General features: G+C 46.3%; 21 protein-coding genes and 2 pseudogenes. 6 read left to right on the forward strand and 17 right to left on the reverse strand.

The window, feature by feature from the left end; genetic code table 11:
• Positions 1-29 precede the first annotated feature (29 nt).
• Positions 30-1,952: a DUF2334 domain-containing protein gene (locus tag ACUN27_RS21010; protein WP_315949751.1), complete on the reverse strand. Its 1,923-nt coding sequence runs from the start codon at positions 1,950-1,952 to the stop codon at positions 30-32.
• 763 nt (positions 1,953-2,715) lie between these two features.
• Between ACUN27_RS21010 and ACUN27_RS21015 the strand changes: the two genes are divergently transcribed.
• The gene (locus ACUN27_RS21015) at positions 2,716-3,612 is read left to right on the forward strand and encodes a YitT family protein (RefSeq protein ID WP_315949750.1); all 897 of its coding nucleotides are present in this window, start codon (positions 2,716-2,718) and stop codon (positions 3,610-3,612) included.
• Between the two features lie 47 nt (positions 3,613-3,659).
• On the opposite strand, the gene ACUN27_RS21020 is transcribed toward ACUN27_RS21015, so the two are convergent.
• The 3 genes from ACUN27_RS21020 to ACUN27_RS21030 form a co-directional block, all read right to left on the reverse strand.
• Positions 3,660-4,694 (reverse strand): Gfo/Idh/MocA family protein, encoded by a 1,035-nt coding sequence (locus ACUN27_RS21020; RefSeq protein WP_315949749.1) that lies wholly within the window; start codon positions 4,692-4,694, stop codon positions 3,660-3,662.
• 215 nt (positions 4,695-4,909) lie between these two features.
• A complete protein-coding gene (locus ACUN27_RS21025; protein ID WP_315949747.1) occupies positions 4,910-5,173 on the reverse strand; it encodes an HPr family phosphocarrier protein in 264 nt (87 codons plus the stop codon).
• Between the two features lie 49 nt (positions 5,174-5,222).
• Complete coding sequence (locus tag ACUN27_RS21030) at positions 5,223-5,870, reverse strand: serine/threonine protein kinase (RefSeq protein WP_315949745.1); 648 nt, start codon at positions 5,868-5,870, stop codon at positions 5,223-5,225.
• 244 nt (positions 5,871-6,114) lie between these two features.
• Here ACUN27_RS21030 and ACUN27_RS21035 point away from each other — a divergent pair, with 244 nt between their 5' ends.
• Complete coding sequence (locus tag ACUN27_RS21035) at positions 6,115-7,005, forward strand: cation diffusion facilitator family transporter (RefSeq protein WP_315949744.1); 891 nt, start codon at positions 6,115-6,117, stop codon at positions 7,003-7,005.
• Between the two features lie 73 nt (positions 7,006-7,078).
• Here ACUN27_RS21035 and msrB read toward each other — a convergent pair whose 3' ends face one another.
• The 6 genes from msrB to ACUN27_RS21065 all read right to left on the reverse strand — a co-directional run bounded on the left by msrB (position 7,079) and on the right by ACUN27_RS21065 (position 11,880).
• On the reverse strand, positions 7,079-8,059 hold the full coding sequence (gene msrB, locus ACUN27_RS21040; RefSeq protein WP_445559556.1) for a peptide-methionine (R)-S-oxide reductase MsrB: 981 nt from the start codon (positions 8,057-8,059) through the stop codon (positions 7,079-7,081).
• Between the two features lie 113 nt (positions 8,060-8,172).
• Positions 8,173-9,105, reverse strand: coding sequence for a manganese-dependent inorganic pyrophosphatase (locus tag ACUN27_RS21045; RefSeq protein ID WP_326060667.1), 933 nt, complete (start codon positions 9,103-9,105; stop codon positions 8,173-8,175).
• Between the two features lie 125 nt (positions 9,106-9,230).
• Positions 9,231-9,605 (reverse strand): GIY-YIG nuclease family protein, encoded by a 375-nt coding sequence (locus ACUN27_RS21050; protein WP_315949741.1) that lies wholly within the window; start codon positions 9,603-9,605, stop codon positions 9,231-9,233.
• A gap of 8 nt (positions 9,606-9,613) precedes the next feature.
• Positions 9,614-10,369: a DUF2087 domain-containing protein gene (locus tag ACUN27_RS21055; protein WP_315949739.1), complete on the reverse strand. Its 756-nt coding sequence runs from the start codon at positions 10,367-10,369 to the stop codon at positions 9,614-9,616.
• Between the two features lie 182 nt (positions 10,370-10,551).
• The gene (locus ACUN27_RS21060) at positions 10,552-11,001 is read right to left on the reverse strand and encodes a DUF6157 family protein (protein WP_315949738.1); all 450 of its coding nucleotides are present in this window, start codon (positions 10,999-11,001) and stop codon (positions 10,552-10,554) included.
• A 33-nt stretch (positions 11,002-11,034) separates the two neighbouring features.
• Positions 11,035-11,880: an HAD family hydrolase gene (locus tag ACUN27_RS21065; RefSeq protein ID WP_315949737.1), complete on the reverse strand. Its 846-nt coding sequence runs from the start codon at positions 11,878-11,880 to the stop codon at positions 11,035-11,037.
• Between the two features lie 87 nt (positions 11,881-11,967).
• Here ACUN27_RS21065 and ACUN27_RS21070 point away from each other — a divergent pair, with 87 nt between their 5' ends.
• The gene (locus ACUN27_RS21070; protein ID WP_315949736.1) at positions 11,968-12,726 is read left to right on the forward strand and encodes an alpha/beta hydrolase; all 759 of its coding nucleotides are present in this window, start codon (positions 11,968-11,970) and stop codon (positions 12,724-12,726) included.
• Positions 12,727-12,798: 72 nt separating this feature from the next.
• Here the strand turns inward: ACUN27_RS21070 and ACUN27_RS21075 are convergent.
• Both ACUN27_RS21075 and ACUN27_RS21080 read right to left on the reverse strand, forming a co-directional pair.
• Positions 12,799-12,960, reverse strand: a pseudogene (locus ACUN27_RS21075) (metal-sensing transcriptional repressor); the annotation flags it as partial.
• Positions 12,961-12,975: 15 nt separating this feature from the next.
• A pseudogene (locus tag ACUN27_RS21080) lies at positions 12,976-13,951 on the reverse strand (FAD-dependent oxidoreductase); the annotation flags it as partial.
• Between the two features lie 132 nt (positions 13,952-14,083).
• On the opposite strand from ACUN27_RS21080, the gene ACUN27_RS21085 reads away from it, so the two are divergent.
• The 3 genes from ACUN27_RS21085 to ACUN27_RS21095 all read left to right on the forward strand — a co-directional run bounded on the left by ACUN27_RS21085 (position 14,084) and on the right by ACUN27_RS21095 (position 16,143).
• Positions 14,084-14,863 (forward strand): threonine/serine exporter family protein, encoded by a 780-nt coding sequence (locus tag ACUN27_RS21085; protein ID WP_315949735.1) that lies wholly within the window; start codon positions 14,084-14,086, stop codon positions 14,861-14,863.
• A 2-nt stretch (positions 14,864-14,865) separates the two neighbouring features.
• The gene (locus ACUN27_RS21090; RefSeq protein ID WP_157326703.1) at positions 14,866-15,291 is read left to right on the forward strand and encodes a threonine/serine exporter family protein; all 426 of its coding nucleotides are present in this window, start codon (positions 14,866-14,868) and stop codon (positions 15,289-15,291) included.
• A 153-nt stretch (positions 15,292-15,444) separates the two neighbouring features.
• Positions 15,445-16,143: a class I SAM-dependent methyltransferase gene (locus tag ACUN27_RS21095; RefSeq protein ID WP_315949734.1), complete on the forward strand. Its 699-nt coding sequence runs from the start codon at positions 15,445-15,447 to the stop codon at positions 16,141-16,143.
• 2 nt (positions 16,144-16,145) lie between these two features.
• On the opposite strand, the gene ACUN27_RS21100 is transcribed toward ACUN27_RS21095, so the two are convergent.
• The 5 genes from ACUN27_RS21100 to araA form a co-directional block, all read right to left on the reverse strand.
• Positions 16,146-16,613 (reverse strand): DUF2269 family protein, encoded by a 468-nt coding sequence (locus tag ACUN27_RS21100; RefSeq protein ID WP_326060672.1) that lies wholly within the window; start codon positions 16,611-16,613, stop codon positions 16,146-16,148.
• A gap of 44 nt (positions 16,614-16,657) precedes the next feature.
• Positions 16,658-16,990: an ASCH domain-containing protein gene (locus tag ACUN27_RS21105; protein WP_315949732.1), complete on the reverse strand. Its 333-nt coding sequence runs from the start codon at positions 16,988-16,990 to the stop codon at positions 16,658-16,660.
• A gap of 71 nt (positions 16,991-17,061) precedes the next feature.
• Positions 17,062-17,217, reverse strand: a complete 156-nt coding sequence (locus ACUN27_RS21110; RefSeq protein WP_181646487.1) for a hypothetical protein — start codon at positions 17,215-17,217, stop codon at positions 17,062-17,064.
• 98 nt (positions 17,218-17,315) lie between these two features.
• Entirely contained in the window at positions 17,316-18,317 is a 1,002-nt protein-coding gene (locus ACUN27_RS21115; RefSeq protein ID WP_326060673.1) for an aldose 1-epimerase, read from the reverse strand.
• Positions 18,318-18,522: 205 nt separating this feature from the next.
• On the reverse strand, positions 18,523-20,010 hold the full coding sequence (araA, locus tag ACUN27_RS21120) for an L-arabinose isomerase (protein WP_326060674.1): 1,488 nt from the start codon (positions 20,008-20,010) through the stop codon (positions 18,523-18,525).
• Positions 20,011-20,021: the final 11 nt, after the last annotated feature.

The raw sequence follows: 20,021 nt of genomic DNA on the forward strand, positions 1-20,021 counted from the left end.
CCAAGTTTTTCTTTCCGAATGAACCTATTTTATTTTACATGATCGGTCTGAAACGATAAAGCTACATCCAAGAACCCGTCTTCATTTCCATACATCGCAATATCATCTTTCCCGTTTCCATCGAAATCAGCGACAGACAGACGTCCGTTTGTTTTGCCCCAGGGTCCAAAAATGGAAAGCAGCTTATAGGTATGATCCTCCGTTTGCTGATACACACGATTGGTTAAATTTCTGGGATCCCAGCGAAGAATATCTTCTTTCCCATCCCCATTGAAATCACCGAAACGAATGCTGCCGAGTTCATCCGGAATGTCGAGCTCAACTTTGTCCAGTTTCCACTGCATACTAGACTGATCCAGCTCAAATTCCACACCTTGTGATGTATTTTCTTTAAATAACATCAGTTTTTGTTGATCCTGGCCAGCTAAATTCCGCACGATTAAATCTCGAGCCGCGCTCGATCTGAACGTATACGGTTTAATGCTTTTAATTTCGTTACCGTGTAAATATAAGCCGAGAAGTTTGCTTCGATCCTGCGATTGCCCAGCAAGGATACAATCTCCATTCGGTTGTTTCAGTTCAAATAAATCGTACCAGCGATTTGCGGGAATGGACCACGTTTGGCTTCGTTTAAATGAATCTCCCGTTGATGCGTAGGCTTCAAGTTTACCGTTCGGACGCACGATCCAAAGTCCTTGCTTCTTACTATCGATCCTGCTGTTCAAGGTAAATGCCGCGCCATCCGCATACGGTATCGACGCCCATGTGTGAGGTGCCGGCTGACGATCATTGCGCAGCTCCTTGTATTGCCCTTGGATAACGGACATGGCTGCCGATTTCTTATCCCACGTCACGATGTCCATCTGACCGCTGCCGCTGACATTCCCAATCTCAGTCAAAGCTGTTTTCGCATTGCCAACCTTCAGACGCTCTCCCGGTGTAAAAGGAACATAATCATGTATCGAATAGAATGGATATCCCTTTTGCTGAATTTGTGCGATCAACTTTTGAAGTACGCTTTTATTTTCACCGGTATATTGATAAGCTGGAATGCCATCGCGGACAACAGGCAAGCCTAACTCATCCAGCTCAGGTTCCAAATAATTGAATTCCAAAAAGGGATGATAAAAGAAAGAATAAATGCGTTCTGCTACCCCTAATTGGTTCAGTATAAACTTCTCGTCTTTACCGATTGGAATATAGGAAAGCGTCGTCGGTACATATACACTGCCAAGCGATGCATTTCCAAATCCTTTATTAACCATATTTTCATATCTCGCGACTGGCGGATTAGGATCAATATTAACATCCGGTTGATACAGGAGTCCAAAATAAGAACGGAACACCTTATCCTGCTCGGGAGCTGTATGATAATGCGGCGCTTCCCAGAAATGAGGCGTCATACCGGCTTTGCGGAAGCGCCCCCACCCTTCTTTAACCCGACTCTCCGCAAACGCCGTTGTCGTCGTCTCCGGCAAATCGCTGACATTAAACTCGTTGCCAACGCCGGAAGCGTGCTGGCCATCGCCGCGTCGCACTTCCCCTGCCTGATGCGTATAACCGTGCATGCCGAGGGTACCTCGATGCTCTGAAGCCTCTTTGATAACCTTATTAAAGGCTTGGATATACGTATCGTCCAGCTGATCGATCGATTTATCGTAGCGTGTTCCTTCATCTGTTATATTTATCCAACGCGGAACGACGGCCATGCCGAACTGCACGTGTTTCTCGTCCAAATAGTGAAGGACCGCCCTTAACTTGCCGAGTCCCTCAAGAGAGCTATAGTAACCGCCGGGTCCAATGTCTTCCAATCGGAGCATCATGAATCGCGGATTGTTATCGGCCCCTTCGACAGTCATCATGTGATATAAGCCGAGAAATAAGCCGCAGGACACTAAGCCGGCAATCCCATACCGCAACCAAGTATTCTTATGTAGTAACCTTTTTATCAAACAAATTCCCCCCATGGAAGCTGAAACTCTGATGCAAATTGGCTGCGGATATGATCTTCTTTGGATATGAATTGGTTATGCTCATCTTTAATTCCTCCAAAAAAAATGATGAATGAAGGCGATTCATACGCTAATTCATAATAAAATTTCTACCCCAATAATATGTATGCGCTTACAAATTATGTAAATCAAACTTCTAGCTGCATAACGTTGTCGCTTTTTGTCCTCACCCTATTTTATCACTCCCTCTATGAATTGAAAATCATAAATCAACACTCTGGCGGTTTGACTCAGATAAAATGAAATGCTACAATTCAAACAAATTTAGTTGTATATTGCACAAGGAGGGGATGACTCTTGCATCGATTTACACGACAACATCAGTGGAAAATATTGGTCTGGATCATTCTCGGTTTATTTATTTTCCCTTTAACTCCACCGATTTCTCATCATTTTTCGTCAGATACAGAAATACTTGTTCTCGCCAATACCTCACAAGTTCTTTCGATTCAGGATCATACTCCTGCCAAAAAAACAATTTATACGCGCTTTGATAAACTCCAATGGCCGTATGATGTTTATACACAATATGAAATTACCGTATTTGTTATTTTCATTATTTATCTTGTCAAGAAAATTTGGCTTAGATTAAAAACAATTCTTCTGTCATTCCTTAAATTCACCTCGGGTTACACGGGCCTCATACTTCCTATTTCATACAGAGCGCTATTTTGGAAATGAATGAGGAAAAGAGGAACCTATTATGTCTAACCTGCCAAATGGAGCCGTACAATTAAGCTCCCAACATCAAAAGTTAACCCGCCTCAAATTTTTACGCAGAGTCATGTTTATGATCATCGGATCCGCCTTAGTATCTGTCGCATTAGAAGTCTTTCTAGTGCCGAATAATATTATCGACGGCGGAATTGTGGGTATTTCTATCATTTTGTCGCATTTATCCCACTTCCCGTTAGGAATTTTTCTGGTGTTGTTAAATCTGCCATTTTTATTAATCGGATATAAGCAGATTGGTAAAACCTTTGCCTTATCTACGCTATTTTCCGTTATCTTAATGTCCATCGGAACGACCTTGCTTCATCCGGTTCAAGCGTTCACGATTGATCCTCTGTTAGCCGCAGTTTTCGGCGGCATCATACTGGGAATCGGTGTCGGACTCGTTATCCGCTCCGGCGGTTCTCTAGATGGGACTGAAATCGTCGCGATCTTATTTAGCAAAAAATCGCCGTTTTCCGTCGGCGAAATCGTGATGTTTTTCAACTTCTTCATTCTCGGCAGCGCAGGTTTTGTCTTCGGATGGGATCATGCCATGTACTCGCTGATTGCGTATTACATTGCCTTCAAAATGATTGACATCACCATTGAAGGGTTGGATCAATCAAAATCGGTTTGGATTATCAGCGATGAGTTCAGTAAAATCGGGGATTCCATCACCTCCCGTTTAGGTCGCGGCGTTACCTATCTCAAGGGCGAAGGCGCGTTCACGGGAGATGACAAGAAAGTCATCTTCAGTGTCATCACCAGGCTGGAAGAGGCCAAATTAAAATCCATCGTCGATGAGCTGGATCCCAAGGCTTTTCTCGCCATTGGTAACATTCACGATGTCAAAGGCGGCCGCTTCAAAAAGAAAGACATTCACTAAACACAAGAAAAGGGTTGAACAGAAGCTCATCTGTTCAACCCTTTTTGTCATCTCCAGTAGCTGCTCAGATCGACCTTACGGCCGCTCTTCGCGCTGTCGATGGCGCCAAGCACCATGGCCATGCTCTTGATGTTGTCGCGGCAGTCCGTCTCCGCACGGCGTCCCTGCTCCAGCGCTGCAAACATCTCATCCAGGCAGCCAGCGTGCCCGCTGCGGCCCTGCCAGCTCACTTCCGCGTCAATACGCGTATGCTCGCGGAGGAACTTGCCGGCTTGCTCGCCGCCGGCGACAACTTCGGCGTACGGTGCGCCAGCCCCGTCCCAGATGGCACTGCCGGTCTCGCCCGTCACGCGCCATGACGCCTCCCATGAGGTCGGCGCTCCTTCCGCGCACCACGAGCCGCGGTAACAAAACACCGTGCCATCTGACATCTCGTAGATGCAGATGGCCGAAGCATTCCCGGCGTACCAGGAGCCGGGAGGGTTAAACTCCTGGCAGTACACCGACACCGGGTCTGCCCCTGTAATAAAGCGAGCCTGATCGAATGTATGGATCGCCATGTCCAGGATCAGCGGGCTTTCCATCGCATCGCGAAAGCCCCCGAAATGCGGGCCGAGGAAGAAATCGGCCCCCACATAACCCACGCGGCCTATCGTGCCCGCGTGTATAAGCTCGCGCAGGGCGCGGATGTTCGCGTCATAGCGCCGGTTTTGCATGACGGAGAGCGATGCTCCCGACTGTTCCACCCGCTGCACGAGCTCGCGTGCTTCCGCCATGGTGGCGGCCATCGGCTTCTCGCCGAAGACATTGCAGCCATGGCGAAGCGCCGTCGTCGCAACCTGGAAATGGCTGGCCGGGATGGTGATGTCCAGCACCAGATTGGCGCCGGACTCCTCAATCGCTTGCTCCAGATCCGTATAAATCCCGCAGGTCAGATGATGACGATCCGCCATGGCCTGAGCGAATTCCTTTTTGATATCTACAAGCGCTACAATCGAGCAATCTTCTCGTTTTAACACATAGTCAACCCAGACATTTGCCATGCCTCCGCAACCAACGATGACAATTTGATGCTTACTCATTTAAGCAGTCACACTCCTTTATTCCGTCCATATAGTCCTATTTTATCCCTTTTGTAAGGTACATGCCCTATCCAATCTTGACGGAATATCGCCTCATCTTGTCCTAATTAACCGCTTACATCCATCTCTGAAAAAAGACGCCACTTCTACACCATCGAATACGGAAGCATTCGAGAGCGTCAAAATGGACGTCTTTATCAGGATCTATGCTTATTTTACCGAAAGGATTCAAACAGATCGAACATGTAGTGCATCGCTTCTTCCTCGTCTTTGCCCTTGGTCAGCAAGCGCAGCGTAGTCCCCGCTCTGATCGGTATCAACAGCATACCCAGTAAACTTTTCACATCGACACAATGCATGGAATGATCATACTCAAAATCAATCGTAATGTCCGACATAAAATGTGAAGATTTGGCCGAAATCGCCGTTAGATCACTTCGCTGCAAGTCAGCGCCAAGCTCGAATTCATGTACTCTCATAGACGCGCCTTCCTTATGTTTAAAATTTAGGAAATCTCATCTTTTCTACTTAGATTGTACCACGAGTCCGGCGAAATTTCTTCCATTTCCTATAGCTTCTCCGCACAACATTTAAAGCAAAATTAGGGATAGGCATTTTGCGAACCCACGGATAATAAAATCGGTCGTAAGCGTTTTTCAAATCGTCCCACATCGGACAATATTCCTGTTTCATGAAATCCGATACGTCCACGACTAATCCTCGGCCATCTTTCATCATCACATTTTTCCCATGAACATCATGTGGATTCAAGCCTCTATTAACCGCATAAGATAGTGCTTCATCTATATCCTCAATGACCTGTCTTGGAATCGGAAGTCCACGCTGCAAACATTTATAAAGCGTAACGCCAGTTAACCGGCGCAGTACTAAGTAATTGTCTCCTGCATGCAAACATTCGGAATAAGCGGGATGCTTGCCTAGTCGTCGATAGACTTCGGTTTCTTCTTCGATTCCCGGCCTGCCTGGCGCGTATACCTTTACAACAAGATCAGAATAATTGGGATGCATAAGAACCGCCGCATAGTTACCTGAACCAAGCAATTTCCACGGCTTCGGAATATAATGGACTACAATCGGATCGTAGGGTTGTTTGCTGTATATCTCTAACTGTGGCAGTAATTGATGTTCGATCTCAAGCAACCAAGGCTTTAACATTGTTTCTTTAGACTTCCTTCCCCCACAAATAAGTGTCTCTCCAAGAACCTCTGATTCGTGGTTTGTTAATTCCTGCTATGTGTGGTATTATACAAAGATATTTGTGTAAAGTGAAGTGTTGATTATGCGCCTATTGATATTTACTAGATTACTATATAAATCAAAAAATCCCTTGACCTGAGCAGTACCTAGGTCAAGGGATTTTTTTTCCTTCGGGAAACACTTCTGTAGGAGGTCATCATTAATGACTGTAGACAACAATTCATCCGTACTGGCGATATGGCTTTCGCTGATCAGTAACATTTTTCTTACGCTCATGAAAATTATTATCGGGTTATGGTTCCAAAGTGAAGTTTTGCTTGCCGATGGACTCCATAATGCCGGCGATATTATCGCGACAATCGCGGCCCTTAGCGCGATGCGCATATCCAAACTTCCAGCCGATGAGGACCACCCTTACGGGCATGGCAAAGCTGAGGTGCTCGGCTCTGGATTTGTCGCTTTTATCCTGCTGATCGCAGCACTTTATATTGGCTATCATTCTACTATTGCTTTATTTCATGAACCTCAATCCCCAAGTTGGGTCGCATTTACGGCTGCTGTTATTTCAACCGTTTGGAAGTATGTCCTCTATAAATACACCATGCGAATTGGCGTTAACACGAGCAGCAAGGGACTGATAGCGACTGCGAAGGATCACTTAGCCGATGTCTACGCGTCGCTTGCCGCAGTAGTTGGGATTGGTTTGGCTTTTGTCGGAGGAGCCTATCACATTGGGTGGTTATCCTTTGGCGATGCCGCAGCGGGAATTATCGTATCCCTGCTCGTTCTAAGACTAGCCGTGGAAATGGGCAAAGAATCCTTTGATATTTTGATGGAAAAAACGGTTGATCAAGAGAAACTTCACCAATACATCTTACTTATTGAGGCTGTGCCTGAAGTGAAACGAATAGACCGTATTCGTGCTCGCGAACATGGCCACTATATTCTGGTAGATGCTAGAGTTTCCATCCCTGGCGAACTAACCGTTCAGGAAGGGCATGATATTACCCGTGTGATCAAAAAATCGATCATGGACCAGCATGCTGATGTTGATGAAGTTCTGATCCATTTAAATCCCTGGTATGAAGATTAAAGATCAGAGCATATAAACGGAAAAACGCTAATCAGGCATGAACCTGACTAGCGTCTTTTTGCTTAATAAGGAATTAAACTTCAAAGAAACGAAGGTAAGCCCCGTATCCTTCTTTCTCCATATCAGCAAGCGGAACGAACCGAAGCGCGGCCGAATTGATACAATATCTGAGTCTAGTTGGTCCAGGACCATCATTAAATACGTGGCCCAAATGCGAATCCGCTTCCTGGCTGCGTACTTCCGTCCTGACCATGAAATGACTGGTGTCGGTTTTCTCTTTCACGTTGCCTTCGAATACCGGTTTCGTGAAGCTGGGCCAACCACAGCCTGAATCGAATTTATCGATGGATGTGAACAGCGGTTCGCCTGAAACGATGTCTACATACAATCCTTTTTCATTGGAATCCCAGAATTCATTGTCAAAAGGACGTTCTGTCGCGCTGTTTTGCGTCACTTCATATTGCAGCGGAGTAAGCTTTTTCTTGCGCTCTTCTTTATCTTTCGCCGTGTTCCAATGCTTGGAAATAAACGCGTCGCGTCCGGAGCCTTTGCGATATGCTTTGTAGCGCAGCGGATTTTTATGATGATAATCCTGGTGGTACTCTTCTCCCGGGTAGAACGCATCCGCATCGATACGCACGATTTCCGTTACGATCGGTGCGTTGAAACGCCCGCTATCCTGCAAAGCTTGCTTGGAGGCTTCCGCTTCCAATTTCTGCTGATCCGTATGTGCGAAAATCGCTGTACGATAGGAGGAGCCGCGGTCATGGAACTGTCCTCCGGCATCTGTAGGGTCGATTTGGCGCCAATAGGTTTCCAATAATTTATGGTACGAAAAAAGTTCGGGATCAAATGTAATTTGGACGGCTTCGGCGTGACCTGTTGTTTCCGAGCATACCTCTTCATATGTCGGATTACTTGTATGACCACCTATATAACCAGATACGACGGACACAATCCCCGGCAGCTGATCAAACGGTGTAACCATACACCAGAAGCAACCCCCGGCAAATGTAGCCTTGTCATATTTACTTTGTTGAACATTAGTTTCCATCTCTTCTCCACCTCTTTCATTAAAATCACTTCTATCATACCAAAAGTTTGCTCGATAACCAAAAAGACACCGTCCACTTGCGCGAACGATGCCTGCGGTATGCCGTTTCAGGCTTACAAGTTGTTGAAAATATCCGTAAGGACAGGAACGATTTGAGATTTACGGGAAACTACGCCTTTTAGAAGCGCTTTGTTGTCGGTAAGCGTTACACTGTATGCTTTTTCAACAGCTTCAGCTTTGCGGCCAAGGGCAAGACCCACGGAATCGTTGTTAAGAATATCTGTCACGACGAACAGGAACAGATCCAGGTTTTTATCAGCAATAATTGTGTTCAGTGCAGCTTCGATCTCGGCTTGCTTCGCCAGCACATCATTCACATCCACCGCGTTAACTTGCGCGATTTCCACTTTGTAGCTGCCCATTTGGAACTCTTTTGCATCCAAGGAAATCAATTGAGCAACGGTTTTGTCGGACAGATCAGCGCCGGCTTTCAGCATTTGCAGACCATATTCTTCAGCGTCTACGCCAGCAATAGCTGCAAGCTCACGAGCTGCAGCAACGTCTTGTTCTGTGCAAGTCGGGGATTTAAACAACAAGGAATCTGAAATGATAGCAGAAAGCATCAGACCTGCGATGTCCTTATCGATGGCAACGCCGTTTTCTTTGTACAATTTATTCAAAATCGTTGCTGTGCAACCAACTGGCTCTGCACGGTAGTACAGCGGGTGGCTCGTTTCGAAATTTGCAATTCGATGATGGTCGATAACTTCCACTACACGCACTTGATCAATGTCCGAAGCGCTTTGCTGACGTTCAACGTGGTCAACCAAAATCACATTCGCCGCTTCATTCGCAACCGTATCAACTTGACGAGGCGCCGCAACTTTAAACGTATCGAGTGCAAATTGTGTTTCGCCATTCACGCTGCCTAGACGAACAGCTTCAACCTCTTGGCCAAGCTTCGTTTTCAGTGCTGCATAAGCAATTGCTGATGTGATTGAATCAGTGTCCGGATTTTTATGTCCGAAAATAAGTGTTTTTGACATGATAATACTCCTTATTAGTAAAAGTGTAGTAAGAGTTTTCAATCTCTACCTACGATTATACTAAAAAATCTCAGTAAATCCATTACTAAACCAAAACCTTATACTGCGTGCAGAAATGATCCGAGTTATTCAGGCTTCCGCTTGTGATAACCGCGATCATCATAAGGCTGCAGTTGTTCCAGCCATTTGTCCTCCAGTTTCCTCAAGGCGTCATCCTCATCGAAGTACCCTGTTTCCTTTACCTTAAGCACTTCCAGTACCTCAATTTCAAAAGCGCTGCTTCCAAATTCGTTCAATTCGAGTTGCAGGGCATGATTCATGTGTTTACCCATATCAAGTTCCATTCGTTTGCCGTTTAAGGAGCGCAAATTTTTCGTACTCGAGATCCATCGCTTATCATTCACGGTATTGCGGATTTGAAATACTCCGGATTCTTTTTTCGTTTCTTTATAGATTTGCTGCAGTTCTTGTCTCCGTTGATTTGATTCCTTTTTAGTCATGTCTCATTTCATCCTTTCAACCAATATTGGCTACCATCAGGCTCGCGATCCAGGAAGCCATATTCAATTAAATACCTGCGGATTTTCACATAGTCGTGAAACACCGGTTTTAGCAACGCATTGACTTCCTTTTCTCCATACAAGCGATCCTGTTCGAATCGTTTGGCAATCTCGCGAAGGACAACAAACTTGTGTTTTTCTTGCTGCGAGAAGGAGATAAGCTTTCCAGACGTGCCTTCCGGGAAATATTTTTTAACAATCTGCTCATACTCATCTTGTGTCACATTGTATCGTTCATCCACCATCGTAGCCGTTTTATGAATATCTACAAAAGTTGGCGCATGCTGATCTTTCTCTTTCAATAGCTCCATCATCGTTAGAAAAACTTTGGCCTGCCGCTCTTTCTCTTTAAGCCCAAAGCGATGATTGCGAATGGTCGAGGCGCTGCCAATCCCCATTGCCTGCTGAACTTCACTATCGTTCTTGCCTTCGTAGAACAGCTTCAACAAACTATTCTGATGATCAGTCAGCCCTGTAAGCTTCTTGTCCAGACCGATTAAATAGTGAAAAACTGAAACATGCGCGTGTTGGATATGCCATTTCATATATCGTTCTGCTTCATATAAAACTCCGCTTTCCGGATAAATAATACCCACTTCCGTCCGCTTGCCGCATAGCAGACAGCAATAGTATTCATTGTCCTTCACGTAGCCGCGCTTCCAGTCGTCGATTGAAGCCTGCCAAAACTGATCAGACACTTCCACAACAAACACTTCCTCAAATTGTTTAGTAATTCATAGACATTATATTATTTTGTTTATGAATATGTCAATAATACTCAAGGTGATACACATTCAGCACTTTGCGCATAGTTCCATCTATTTCCGTTAAACCTAAAATAAAAAGGAGTAACCCTCAAGGCGGTTACCCCCAATAATTCTTCCACTCATCCGCGGGAACTGCGCATTGCAAATAAAAGCTTAGGCCCGTCCGGCTGGTGCGTCCCCGCTTCAACAAATTGCCGGTACGCTTCCGATTCCATCGGGTAGATCGCTATTTTGCCTTCTTCATTGTAGTGAACGCCCCAGCCATGTTTCTTCGGGAGCATGGACGCTCGAAGACAGGGGTGATTTTTGGCAAACAACACCTCACGAATTTCAGCGCCGCGCTGCTCACTTTCCTCATCTGTAATCTGTTTATGCTGCAAATGCACTTCATAAATGAGTTCACCTTGCGTGAATTTGTAAGGATTCTGCGACAACAGCTCATATTGAATTCGGTGAGCCGTTTTGCCCTCCTTTTTCAACGGCGGCTCGACTGCCATCTCAACGGGACAGTCCGTCGCGACTTGAATGAACGTATTCGAATAACTCATGTGTTCATCGTTATAAGGCATTGGTTAATTCACTCCTTTCCCCTATTTTTTCCATTATACACCCATTTTCAAACGAGCTTCCACATAAGCAGCAACGCCATCCTGATCATTGCTTGACACGACTTCATCCGCCATATGCAGAATCTCAGCATGCGCATTCTCCACAGCAATTTTGCGGCCAGCAGCGCGAAACATCCCGACATCATTGAGATTATCGCCAAAAACAGTGATTTTATCTGCCGCACAGCCAACATGTTTTGCCCATAAAAGGAGTCCTTCCTGCTTGTTCGCTTGGGGATGGCTGAACTCCAGAAAATAATGATTTTCAATATAGTTGTCTTTCATCATATGAATATGAATTTCAGCGCCAAACGCTGAAGTAACTGCCACTTTGAGGGGCTCCAACTCCTCTAGCAAACCAATATACGTGATAAGCAGCGTACGTAAATGTGGCGGACAGCTTAGCTCCTTCACTTCGTTGAATCGAGGATCATTCGGTCGACTAGCAGCAAACTGCAGATCCCCCGTTCTAACAAGCTTTTCATGCAGGACCTTTTCCTGATCTTCATGGTCTAGAGCGAATAAGAGTGGAACAAAACCTCTTGATTTGCCGATGGCTAAAATTGCTTCCGTACGCTCCCGGTCAAGAAAGTAACCGTCTAACACACGTTTATGCACGGGGTCAAACAGCAAGGCTCCATTGTAGAGGACAAGCGGGTAACGCCAAGGAATTTGGGAAACAACAGCGGTTGAGCTTTGATAACTCCTTACTGTTGCGTAGCTGATCACCGTTCCTGCTTCCAGTGCTTCTGTGATTACACGGACCGTATAATCGGATAAAGAGGCATTTGAGCGAAGTAAAGTACCGTCTAAATCAGTCAAATAATAACCTTTGATCATTAAAAAACCTCCTCATATGGATTCACTGGATTCACTTGACACTCCCCCCTATGAATTGATAACCTACTCGGCGAGAGGTGATGAATCGTGAAAGCTTTCAAACGCCACTGGTGGAAAGTGGGGTTAGCCTTTATTATCCTTTTGATGGGATTAATCTACTTGTATTTGAGACCCTACCAGCCAAGTCTAGATGCGCTGTCAGCCATGCAGTCTACTGATGAGATTACGGTCAGTGATGAGGAACAGGTCATCCGTTTTGAACCCAAAACACCAGTACAACCCAGCATCATTTATTATCCTGGTGGTCTCGTGAAGCCGGAGAGCTATGCAACTTATGCTAAAGCGTTTGCGCAAGCAGGTCACCGCGTTTATATTGTGAAAATGCCTCTGAATCTGGCCATATTCGGCGGAGACCGTGCTCAGCCGATCATTGCGGCGAAAGCGGCGGATGAAACCTTTCTGCTTGGCGGCCATTCGCTTGGCGGCGTGATGGCAGCTCGTTATGCTGCAGCACATGCCAGCGAATTGGAAGGCGTGTTTTTCTTTGCTTCTTATCCTGATCCTAAAGGAAGCTTAGTTTCGTCTAACTTGCCCGTGTTTTCCATCGTTGGTTCCAACGATGGAGCCATCAATATGGCGGCGCTGACAAAAGCAAAAAGTGATTTACCGAATACGGCTGAATATCATACGATCCGCGGCGGAAATCATTCGCAATTTGGCAGCTACGGCTTTCAGAAAGGGGATCATCCTGCAGAAATTTCGGCGGAGCAACAATTGGATGAAACCGTCAAGCTGCTGCTGGATTGGGAAAGATCCGTTGTGCATCCTACCAAGCGATCACAATAATAAGTTGAATTTACCGTATAAAAAAGGGGTTGTCCATCAAGTTTTCATAACCTGATGTGACACCCCCTTTTTTTATCTGCTTTTTACGAGAAGCTCCACAGCTTCTTGAATCACTTTGTCCGGCGAATTTCCTTTGGCAAGTTCCTCTTCGATGTAATGCTGAAGATTGGACCCGATCACGACACCGATTGTCCGGTCTACCGCAGTTCGAACCGCTGATAGCTGAGTCACAACCTCCCGGCAATCTTCTCACGCTTCCATCCCCTGCTTCAGAATACGAGCTGCCAAATATCCACGTAAACCGACCTGACAGGAAACAGCGACTTCTGAGCCAACCGGAATATCGTGCAAATGTTCACGAATATCATTCAGAGGTATACAAACGGAACCAGGAATATAACCGAGCTCCCGTTCAATCTCATCTCGCACATCGATGAGGAGTCCACCTTGCTCCACGAAACGATCCACATCGTGCCATTGCATCGTTTCAACCAAACCATCCAGCATGTTCGCTGCTACATATCCAGCCATGTTGACGGGATCTTTGGCAGATGAGTAAGGGGGTGCGTACGACAGTTCAATATCAGCCAGTTCATCCGCTCTCAAACCACCTCTCATAGCTGTTGCAATCACATCGATACGTTTATCCACGCCGCTCGCTCCAACGGCTTGAGCGCCAAGTATGCGCCCGCTATCTTTGTCAAACAGAAGCTTCATTGACATCGAAGCCGCGCCTGGATAATAACCGGCGTGCGAATTCGGATGAATATGAATGACTTCGTAAGGTACACCTAAGCGGCGAAGCGTCTTCTCCCCGGTTACGGCGGCCGTCAGATCAAACACCTTTACGATTGCAGTACCGAAGGCACCTTGATAAGAAGCTTGAAGGCCGTTAATGTGATCCGCAACGAGACGGCCTTGTCGGTTAGCACCCCAAGCCAGTGGAACGACCGTCTCAAAGCCTTGAACTCTGTCTTACATCTCTGCCGCATCCCCATCGCATAAATAGACGGATCATTCGTCTGCATATGTGCGTTGACTTGAATTGAGCCTTTGACACCTAACGTGAGACCTGCCTCCGCAGCCAACAAATGACTTTCGGGTCTCACCCCGACAGATAGATAATCATATCCGTGGTTAAAACTTTACCTGACTGAAGTTTCAACGTTCTTCCGTTATCCATCAATTCCTGTACATTATCATTGAAAATCAGCGTAACTCCTTTTAATAATACCCCATTGGGGTATATAAATAATCGGATCTATTTACTGCCTGCTCGCCATGCGTTAGGCTTGTCTTAGGAATTACTGCCAAAATGTATTATACTTTGGTCAAATATGAAAACAGGAGACAAGTAATGAAGGAACCTCTCCCACCAACCAATTATGAAATTGCTCAAGTTTGTTTATTAGCCGGTAAAATTATGCTCGAAAACGGCGGCGAAACCTACCGCGTCGAAGATACGATGACTCACGTTGCAGAAGGTTTCGGTGTCCCTAATTCGCATAGCTTCGTCACCCCCACCGGCATTATTTTCTCTATCGATGGGCCTGAGCAGACGACAAGACTGATTCGGATTTCGGCCCGATCTACCGACCTGCATAAAGTGACCGTCGTGAACGCTATCTCCAGACGCATCAGCAAAGGAGATTTATCGCCTCAGGAAGCCTACCGCCTGCTTTCAGAGATCGATGCGGCCAATACCAGCTTCCCCACATGGGTTAAAATACTAGCAGCCGCGGTTGCGAGCGGTTGTTTCTTAATCATGTTCAAAGGGATGTGGCATGATTTCCTACCGGCATTTCTTACAGGAGGAGCAGGTTTAACCTTCCTCGGTTATTTTAATCGCTTGGTCCGGATTAAATTTTTTGCTGAATTTCTGGCCTCATTATTCATAGGAGCGTTAGCATTTTTATTCGTGCACATTGGTTTTGGCCATGATTTGGATACGATCATTATCGGATCTGTCATGCCGCTAGTTCCAGGGCTTCTCATTACGAACGCGGTGCGGGATTTAATGGCCGGACATTTTGTGTCAGGTGTTTCCAAAGGGGCTGAAGCTTTTCTTACGGCTTTTGCCATCGGGGCAGGCATCGCCTTTGTATTATCCTTTTACAATGGGGAGGGAATGGTGTGAATATGCTTGGACAGCTCGTCACCAGCTTCGTCTCCACAGCAGCGTTTGCCATCTTATTCAATGTGCCGCGGAGCACGATCATACAATGTGGATTCATTGGAATGGTTGGTTGGATGATGTACGTTTCGACACAATTGATTCCATTAGATCCAATTCTGTCAACGCTGATGGCCTCTTTTCTCGTGACCGTCATCAGCCAATTTTTCGCAAGAATTTACAAAACCCCGGTTATTGTCTTCAGTGTTGCAGGAATTATCCCCTTAGTGCCAGGGGGGTTAGCCTATGACGCGATGAAAAATGCCGTGCTCAATCATTACGATCTTGCTGTGCAGCTGGCTGCCAAAGCCTTCATGCTTTCTGGCGCAATCGCAATCGGACTTGTCTTCTCCGAAGTGTTGAATCAGCTTTTTCGCCGCCGGGCAAAATAGCCCTTTTCTGACCTATCCTAATAGGTCGCGGAATTTTCATAGGATTTACCTATAAACATAATCGGTTTTATATCTTAGATTTTTCCTTCTTCTCCCTATAAAATAGTCCCAAGAAGCAAGTCTCGCCAAACAACGATATGGAGATGATTTCCTATGATGAACAGAAACAATGACCAGCTGATAACGAAATTCGATGAAATCGCCGAGAAGTACGACGGTCAACGCAGGAAGCTCATTCCCTGTTTTGATGACTTTTACAGGACAGCCACTTCGCTGGTTCAGCCGCGTGCAAGTGCGCCTCGCATTCTTGATCTTGGTGCTGGAACGGGACTTCTCTCCTCTTATATCCTGGCCCAGTATCCGGCTGCGAAGCTGACGTTAATTGATCTTTCCCAAGGGATGCTTGACATCGCGAAGCTGCGATTTGGTGAAATGAACGAAAATTTGACGATTCAGGCGGGAGATTATACGACTTTCGAGTCGGATGAACCGTTTGATTGTGTGGTATCGGCTTTGTCCATTCATCATCTGGAGGATCAAGCCAAACAGAACTTATATGCGCGGATTTTTAAGCTGTTAAAACCAGGGGGCATTTTCGTAAATGCAGATCAAATTCTAGGAAGCACGCCTTTTCTTGATCACTTGTACCGCGCGGATTGGGAGGCGAAAATAGAAGCCACTGACTTAACCCGAGAAGCGCTTCAAGCTGCCTATGAAAGAACCAAACTGGATAAAATGGCGCCTCTCGACCAGCAGCTTGCATGGCTGAAAGCCATCGGTTTCGCCGATGTTGATTGTGTCTACAAATATTATAATTTTGTCGTCATGTTTGCTCAGAAACCGGAAGCTTAAGGTTACCAAAACGAAGGTTTCGCCACCATAAACCACATCATCGACAACGTAATGATCACATACCAGATTAACGCGCTGCGCAGTTGGTTCACCAATACGTTCCGGTCATCGTGCGGCGCACGGAGCTTTCTTAGCAACGGTGAAAATGCACGCGCAATAAAATATAAGGATGCTACCATAATAAGCACCGTGAAAACGATCCAAGATGTTTTCCACGTCCATTCAGTCAGCCAAGTAAGCAAAATTCCGGTCGCTACCAACACATGTCCAGCATGTTTCGTCAGTCGTACCGTAATCCGGAAAGGCTCCAAATATTCAGGCAAAAGCTCAAACGGCGCGGTTCTTATTTTAGCCAATAACGGGAATAACACAAAATAAGGGCCAATGCTGAGTACAACACTGAAAATATGAATATATAAAAGCAAGATGTACCAGGACAACTTCATCATCCATTCTGTAGAAAAATTCAATAAAACAGTGTAGATCCTACGATCCACACTGTTTTTTTCATCACTTATTCGGCTTTTTGAAATTCGTGTACCCATACTTTCATTTGCGGCAGCCAAGGCATGCCGGGATGTATGGATAAGATACTGTCGCGGTATTCGTCAATCGTTGCGTGTCCTTCAGCAATAGCATCTTCTACTGTCAGATCTCCAAGCGCTTGCTGGTAGACTTTGGTTACAGTAAAAGAGTTGCCCTGCAGCTCCATCGTTTCACCGATGTCTGCATAACGCCCATTGCGTCTGCAAGCTGTCTTTTGACCGGCTAATACTTTGCCAACTTCAGCTTCTTTGGTCACAAGGCGGTCGATGGTGCAAGTTTTTGGCGGTAATGTTTCGTTCATTGATGTTTCCCTCCTTTTTCCAGTACTCATTATAACGAATGAGATCCGATTTGTCGAACGACCCGGATTCCCTACTCTCTAAGCGCTTCCTTCAGTTTCGTAGACATGCTGTCCATCGAACCTGCTGTGGGCCGCTTAACGCCGCGAAGCTTGGCGATTTCCTGCTTCAGCTTCTCATTCTCCAGCTTCAAACGTTCATTTTCTGCGAGTAATTGTTCTTTGTCCATGCGGTTCACCTGAGCTTTCGATAAAAATGCCCCCTCCCCGCCTGCAGAGCATCACGGTGGATTCTCTCCATGCGTCAAAAGGGGGCTGACTTATTGCCTTATTTCTTGATTGCAATCGTATAAAGACGAGCAGACTCGCTCCACACTTCACCTGGCTCCAAACTCACCAGACCGATTTGATCAGCCGGCATATCAACATTAGGAGCGTTAACCAAATTCATTTGCGGCTCTGGACAGAAAAAGCCTTCCGTAGCGCCATTGTTCCAGATCATCCACTGTTTATAGGATGTGCCCACATCATACACCAGTTTGACGCCTTCACGGGAGTCTGTCAATTCCATGTAATTTCGTCCATTTTGCGGAGCCGTCGTGTAATGATTATCCATCGACTCGAAGAAAGGGGACAAGCCTCCGACTTTCATCTTCGCTTCCTCACTTGAAAGCGGTTGATACTCGCCAGTCGGCAGCATTCTTTCGCTCATTTCCCAACGATTGCCGATGGTCATTTTGAAGGTGTAATCCGCTGCTTGCGAATTCGGCGCAAAAGGCGCATTGATCGTTGTATGGTAGGCAATTAGGCAAGGCATCTCTTCTTGACCTTCATTATGGACCGAAATATGCTGCTGCAAACCGAATTGATTCAGCACATATGTCAGGCGGATCGTGAACTCAAACGGTAAATAGGTATATACGGAATGCCCTTCTCTTACTTTAAGCGCCAAAGTAACGCTGCTTTCGCTTTCATTTGTGCCAAATCTTTCTACTTCCCAAGGGATGTCATGGACAAAACCGTGCAGATGATTGCCTGTTTTCGGCTCATTGACCGGAAATTGAAAAACTTTGCCTTTCCACGGGAACTTCCCGTCTTCGTAACGGTTTGGCGGAAATAAAACAGGAATACCGTGAATAATCGGACGTGCTTTAAACGCTTCCATTTCATCCAGGGATGGCTCACGCAGAAAGCGGTATTCCTTTTCATTGTCTCTAAAAGCAATCAGGTTCGCGCCGATTTCCGGCAATACCGCTGCTTCATAACGGCCTGCTTGCAACCAAACCGCTTTCTCTCCATGGAATGTACCTTCGTAGGCTTTCGTTGTCATCTGTGTTATCCTCCTAATGCGATGCCCATAATTTGGACAGGCTCATATGAATTTACTTTAAAGCATGAGAAACAAGGAAGTCAATGGATGAAAATTGCGCCAATATCGACAAAAGTGACTTCTTTACTCGGGTGGAAAAAGAAAACCGTCTTCCCACAAGGGAAGAACGGTCCTCGGTTGTACGTACAGTTGACGGCTTGCGATCCTAGCGCTTCCAAGCCGCCTCGCCCCAACGTAGTTCGTTACGGAACTGCAGCGTAGATGTATTTTTATTAATAATCACGACTTCAATGCCAGCCAATTCCGCCCAATCTACCAATTGCTCCGTACTTACTTCGTAGGAGAAAACCGTGTGATGAGCTCCGCCTGCATAGATCCATGCTTCTGCTGAGTCACGCAGGGACGGCTGCGGTTTCCAAAGTACGCGCGCTACCGGCAGCTTAGGCATCGCTTTCACCGGTTGCACGGCATCCACTTCGTTAATTAACAACCGGAAACGGTTGCCCATATCGATGAGTGAGGCATTCAGCGCCGGACCGGAGGCTCCGTCGAAAACAAGGCGCGCCGGATCGGCTTTCCCGCCAATACCAAGCGGATGAACTTCGATGGTTGGACGTGTCGCTGCGATCGTCGGACAAATCTCCAACATATGTGCGCCAAGTACAAGCTCCGCTCCTGGCTCCATATGATACGTGTAATCCTCCATGAAGGAAGTCCCTTTATTACCTGCGATAATCTTCATGACACGCGTGAGCGCTGCCGTCTTCCAGTCGCCTTCGCCGCCGAAGCCGTAACCTTGCCCCATCAACCGCTGAACAGCGAGGCCAGGCAGCTGCTTCAGACCATGAAGATCCTCAAACGACGTCGTAAACGCCCCGAAACCGCCTTCTTGCAAAAAGCTTTTCATCCCAAGTTCAATACGCGCTTGCTCACGAATCGCCTCACGCACCGGTCCTGCTGAGCGCCCCTCAGGCGTTATATCATAAACTTCATTGTATTCATCCATTAATTGATCCACTTCCGACTCGGAAATGTCTCTTACGCGCTGAACAAGGTCGCCTACGCCATAACCATTAATCGACCAGCCGAATTTAATCTGCGCTTCAACTTTATCCCCTTCAGTTACAGCCACTTCGCGCATGTTATCGCCAAAACGAGCCACTTTCAAGCTGCGTCCTTCAACAAAGGCTGTCGCCGTGCGCATCCATCCCGCAATACGGGAGAGGACGGCAGGATCTTCCCAGTAACCAACAACCACTTTACGGGAAATGCCCATGCGTGCTCCAATAAAACCATACTCGCGATCTCCATGCGCAGCTTGATTGAGGTTCATGAAATCCATATCAATCGTTTCCCACGGGATATCACGATTAAATTGGGTATGTAAGTGAAGCAATGGCTTCCGGTATTCAGCAAGGCCAGCAATCCACATTTTCGCCGGTGAAAAGGTATGCATCCAAGTAATGATACCTGCACAATTGTCATCCGCATTGGCATCCAAACATAATCTGCGAATCGCATCCGGCGTCGTCAAAACTTGCTTAAACACAAGTTTACTCGGAATCGAAGGATCACGGTCAATTCCTTCAGTAATCTGTTTCGAATGATCTTCTACTTGTAGCAATGTCTCAGGTCCGTATAGGTGTTGACTTCCGGTTACAAACCAAAATACTTTCTCTGCTGAAGCTTTCATGGCAATTTGCC

The organism is Paenibacillus sp. WC2504 (assembly GCF_052682475.1).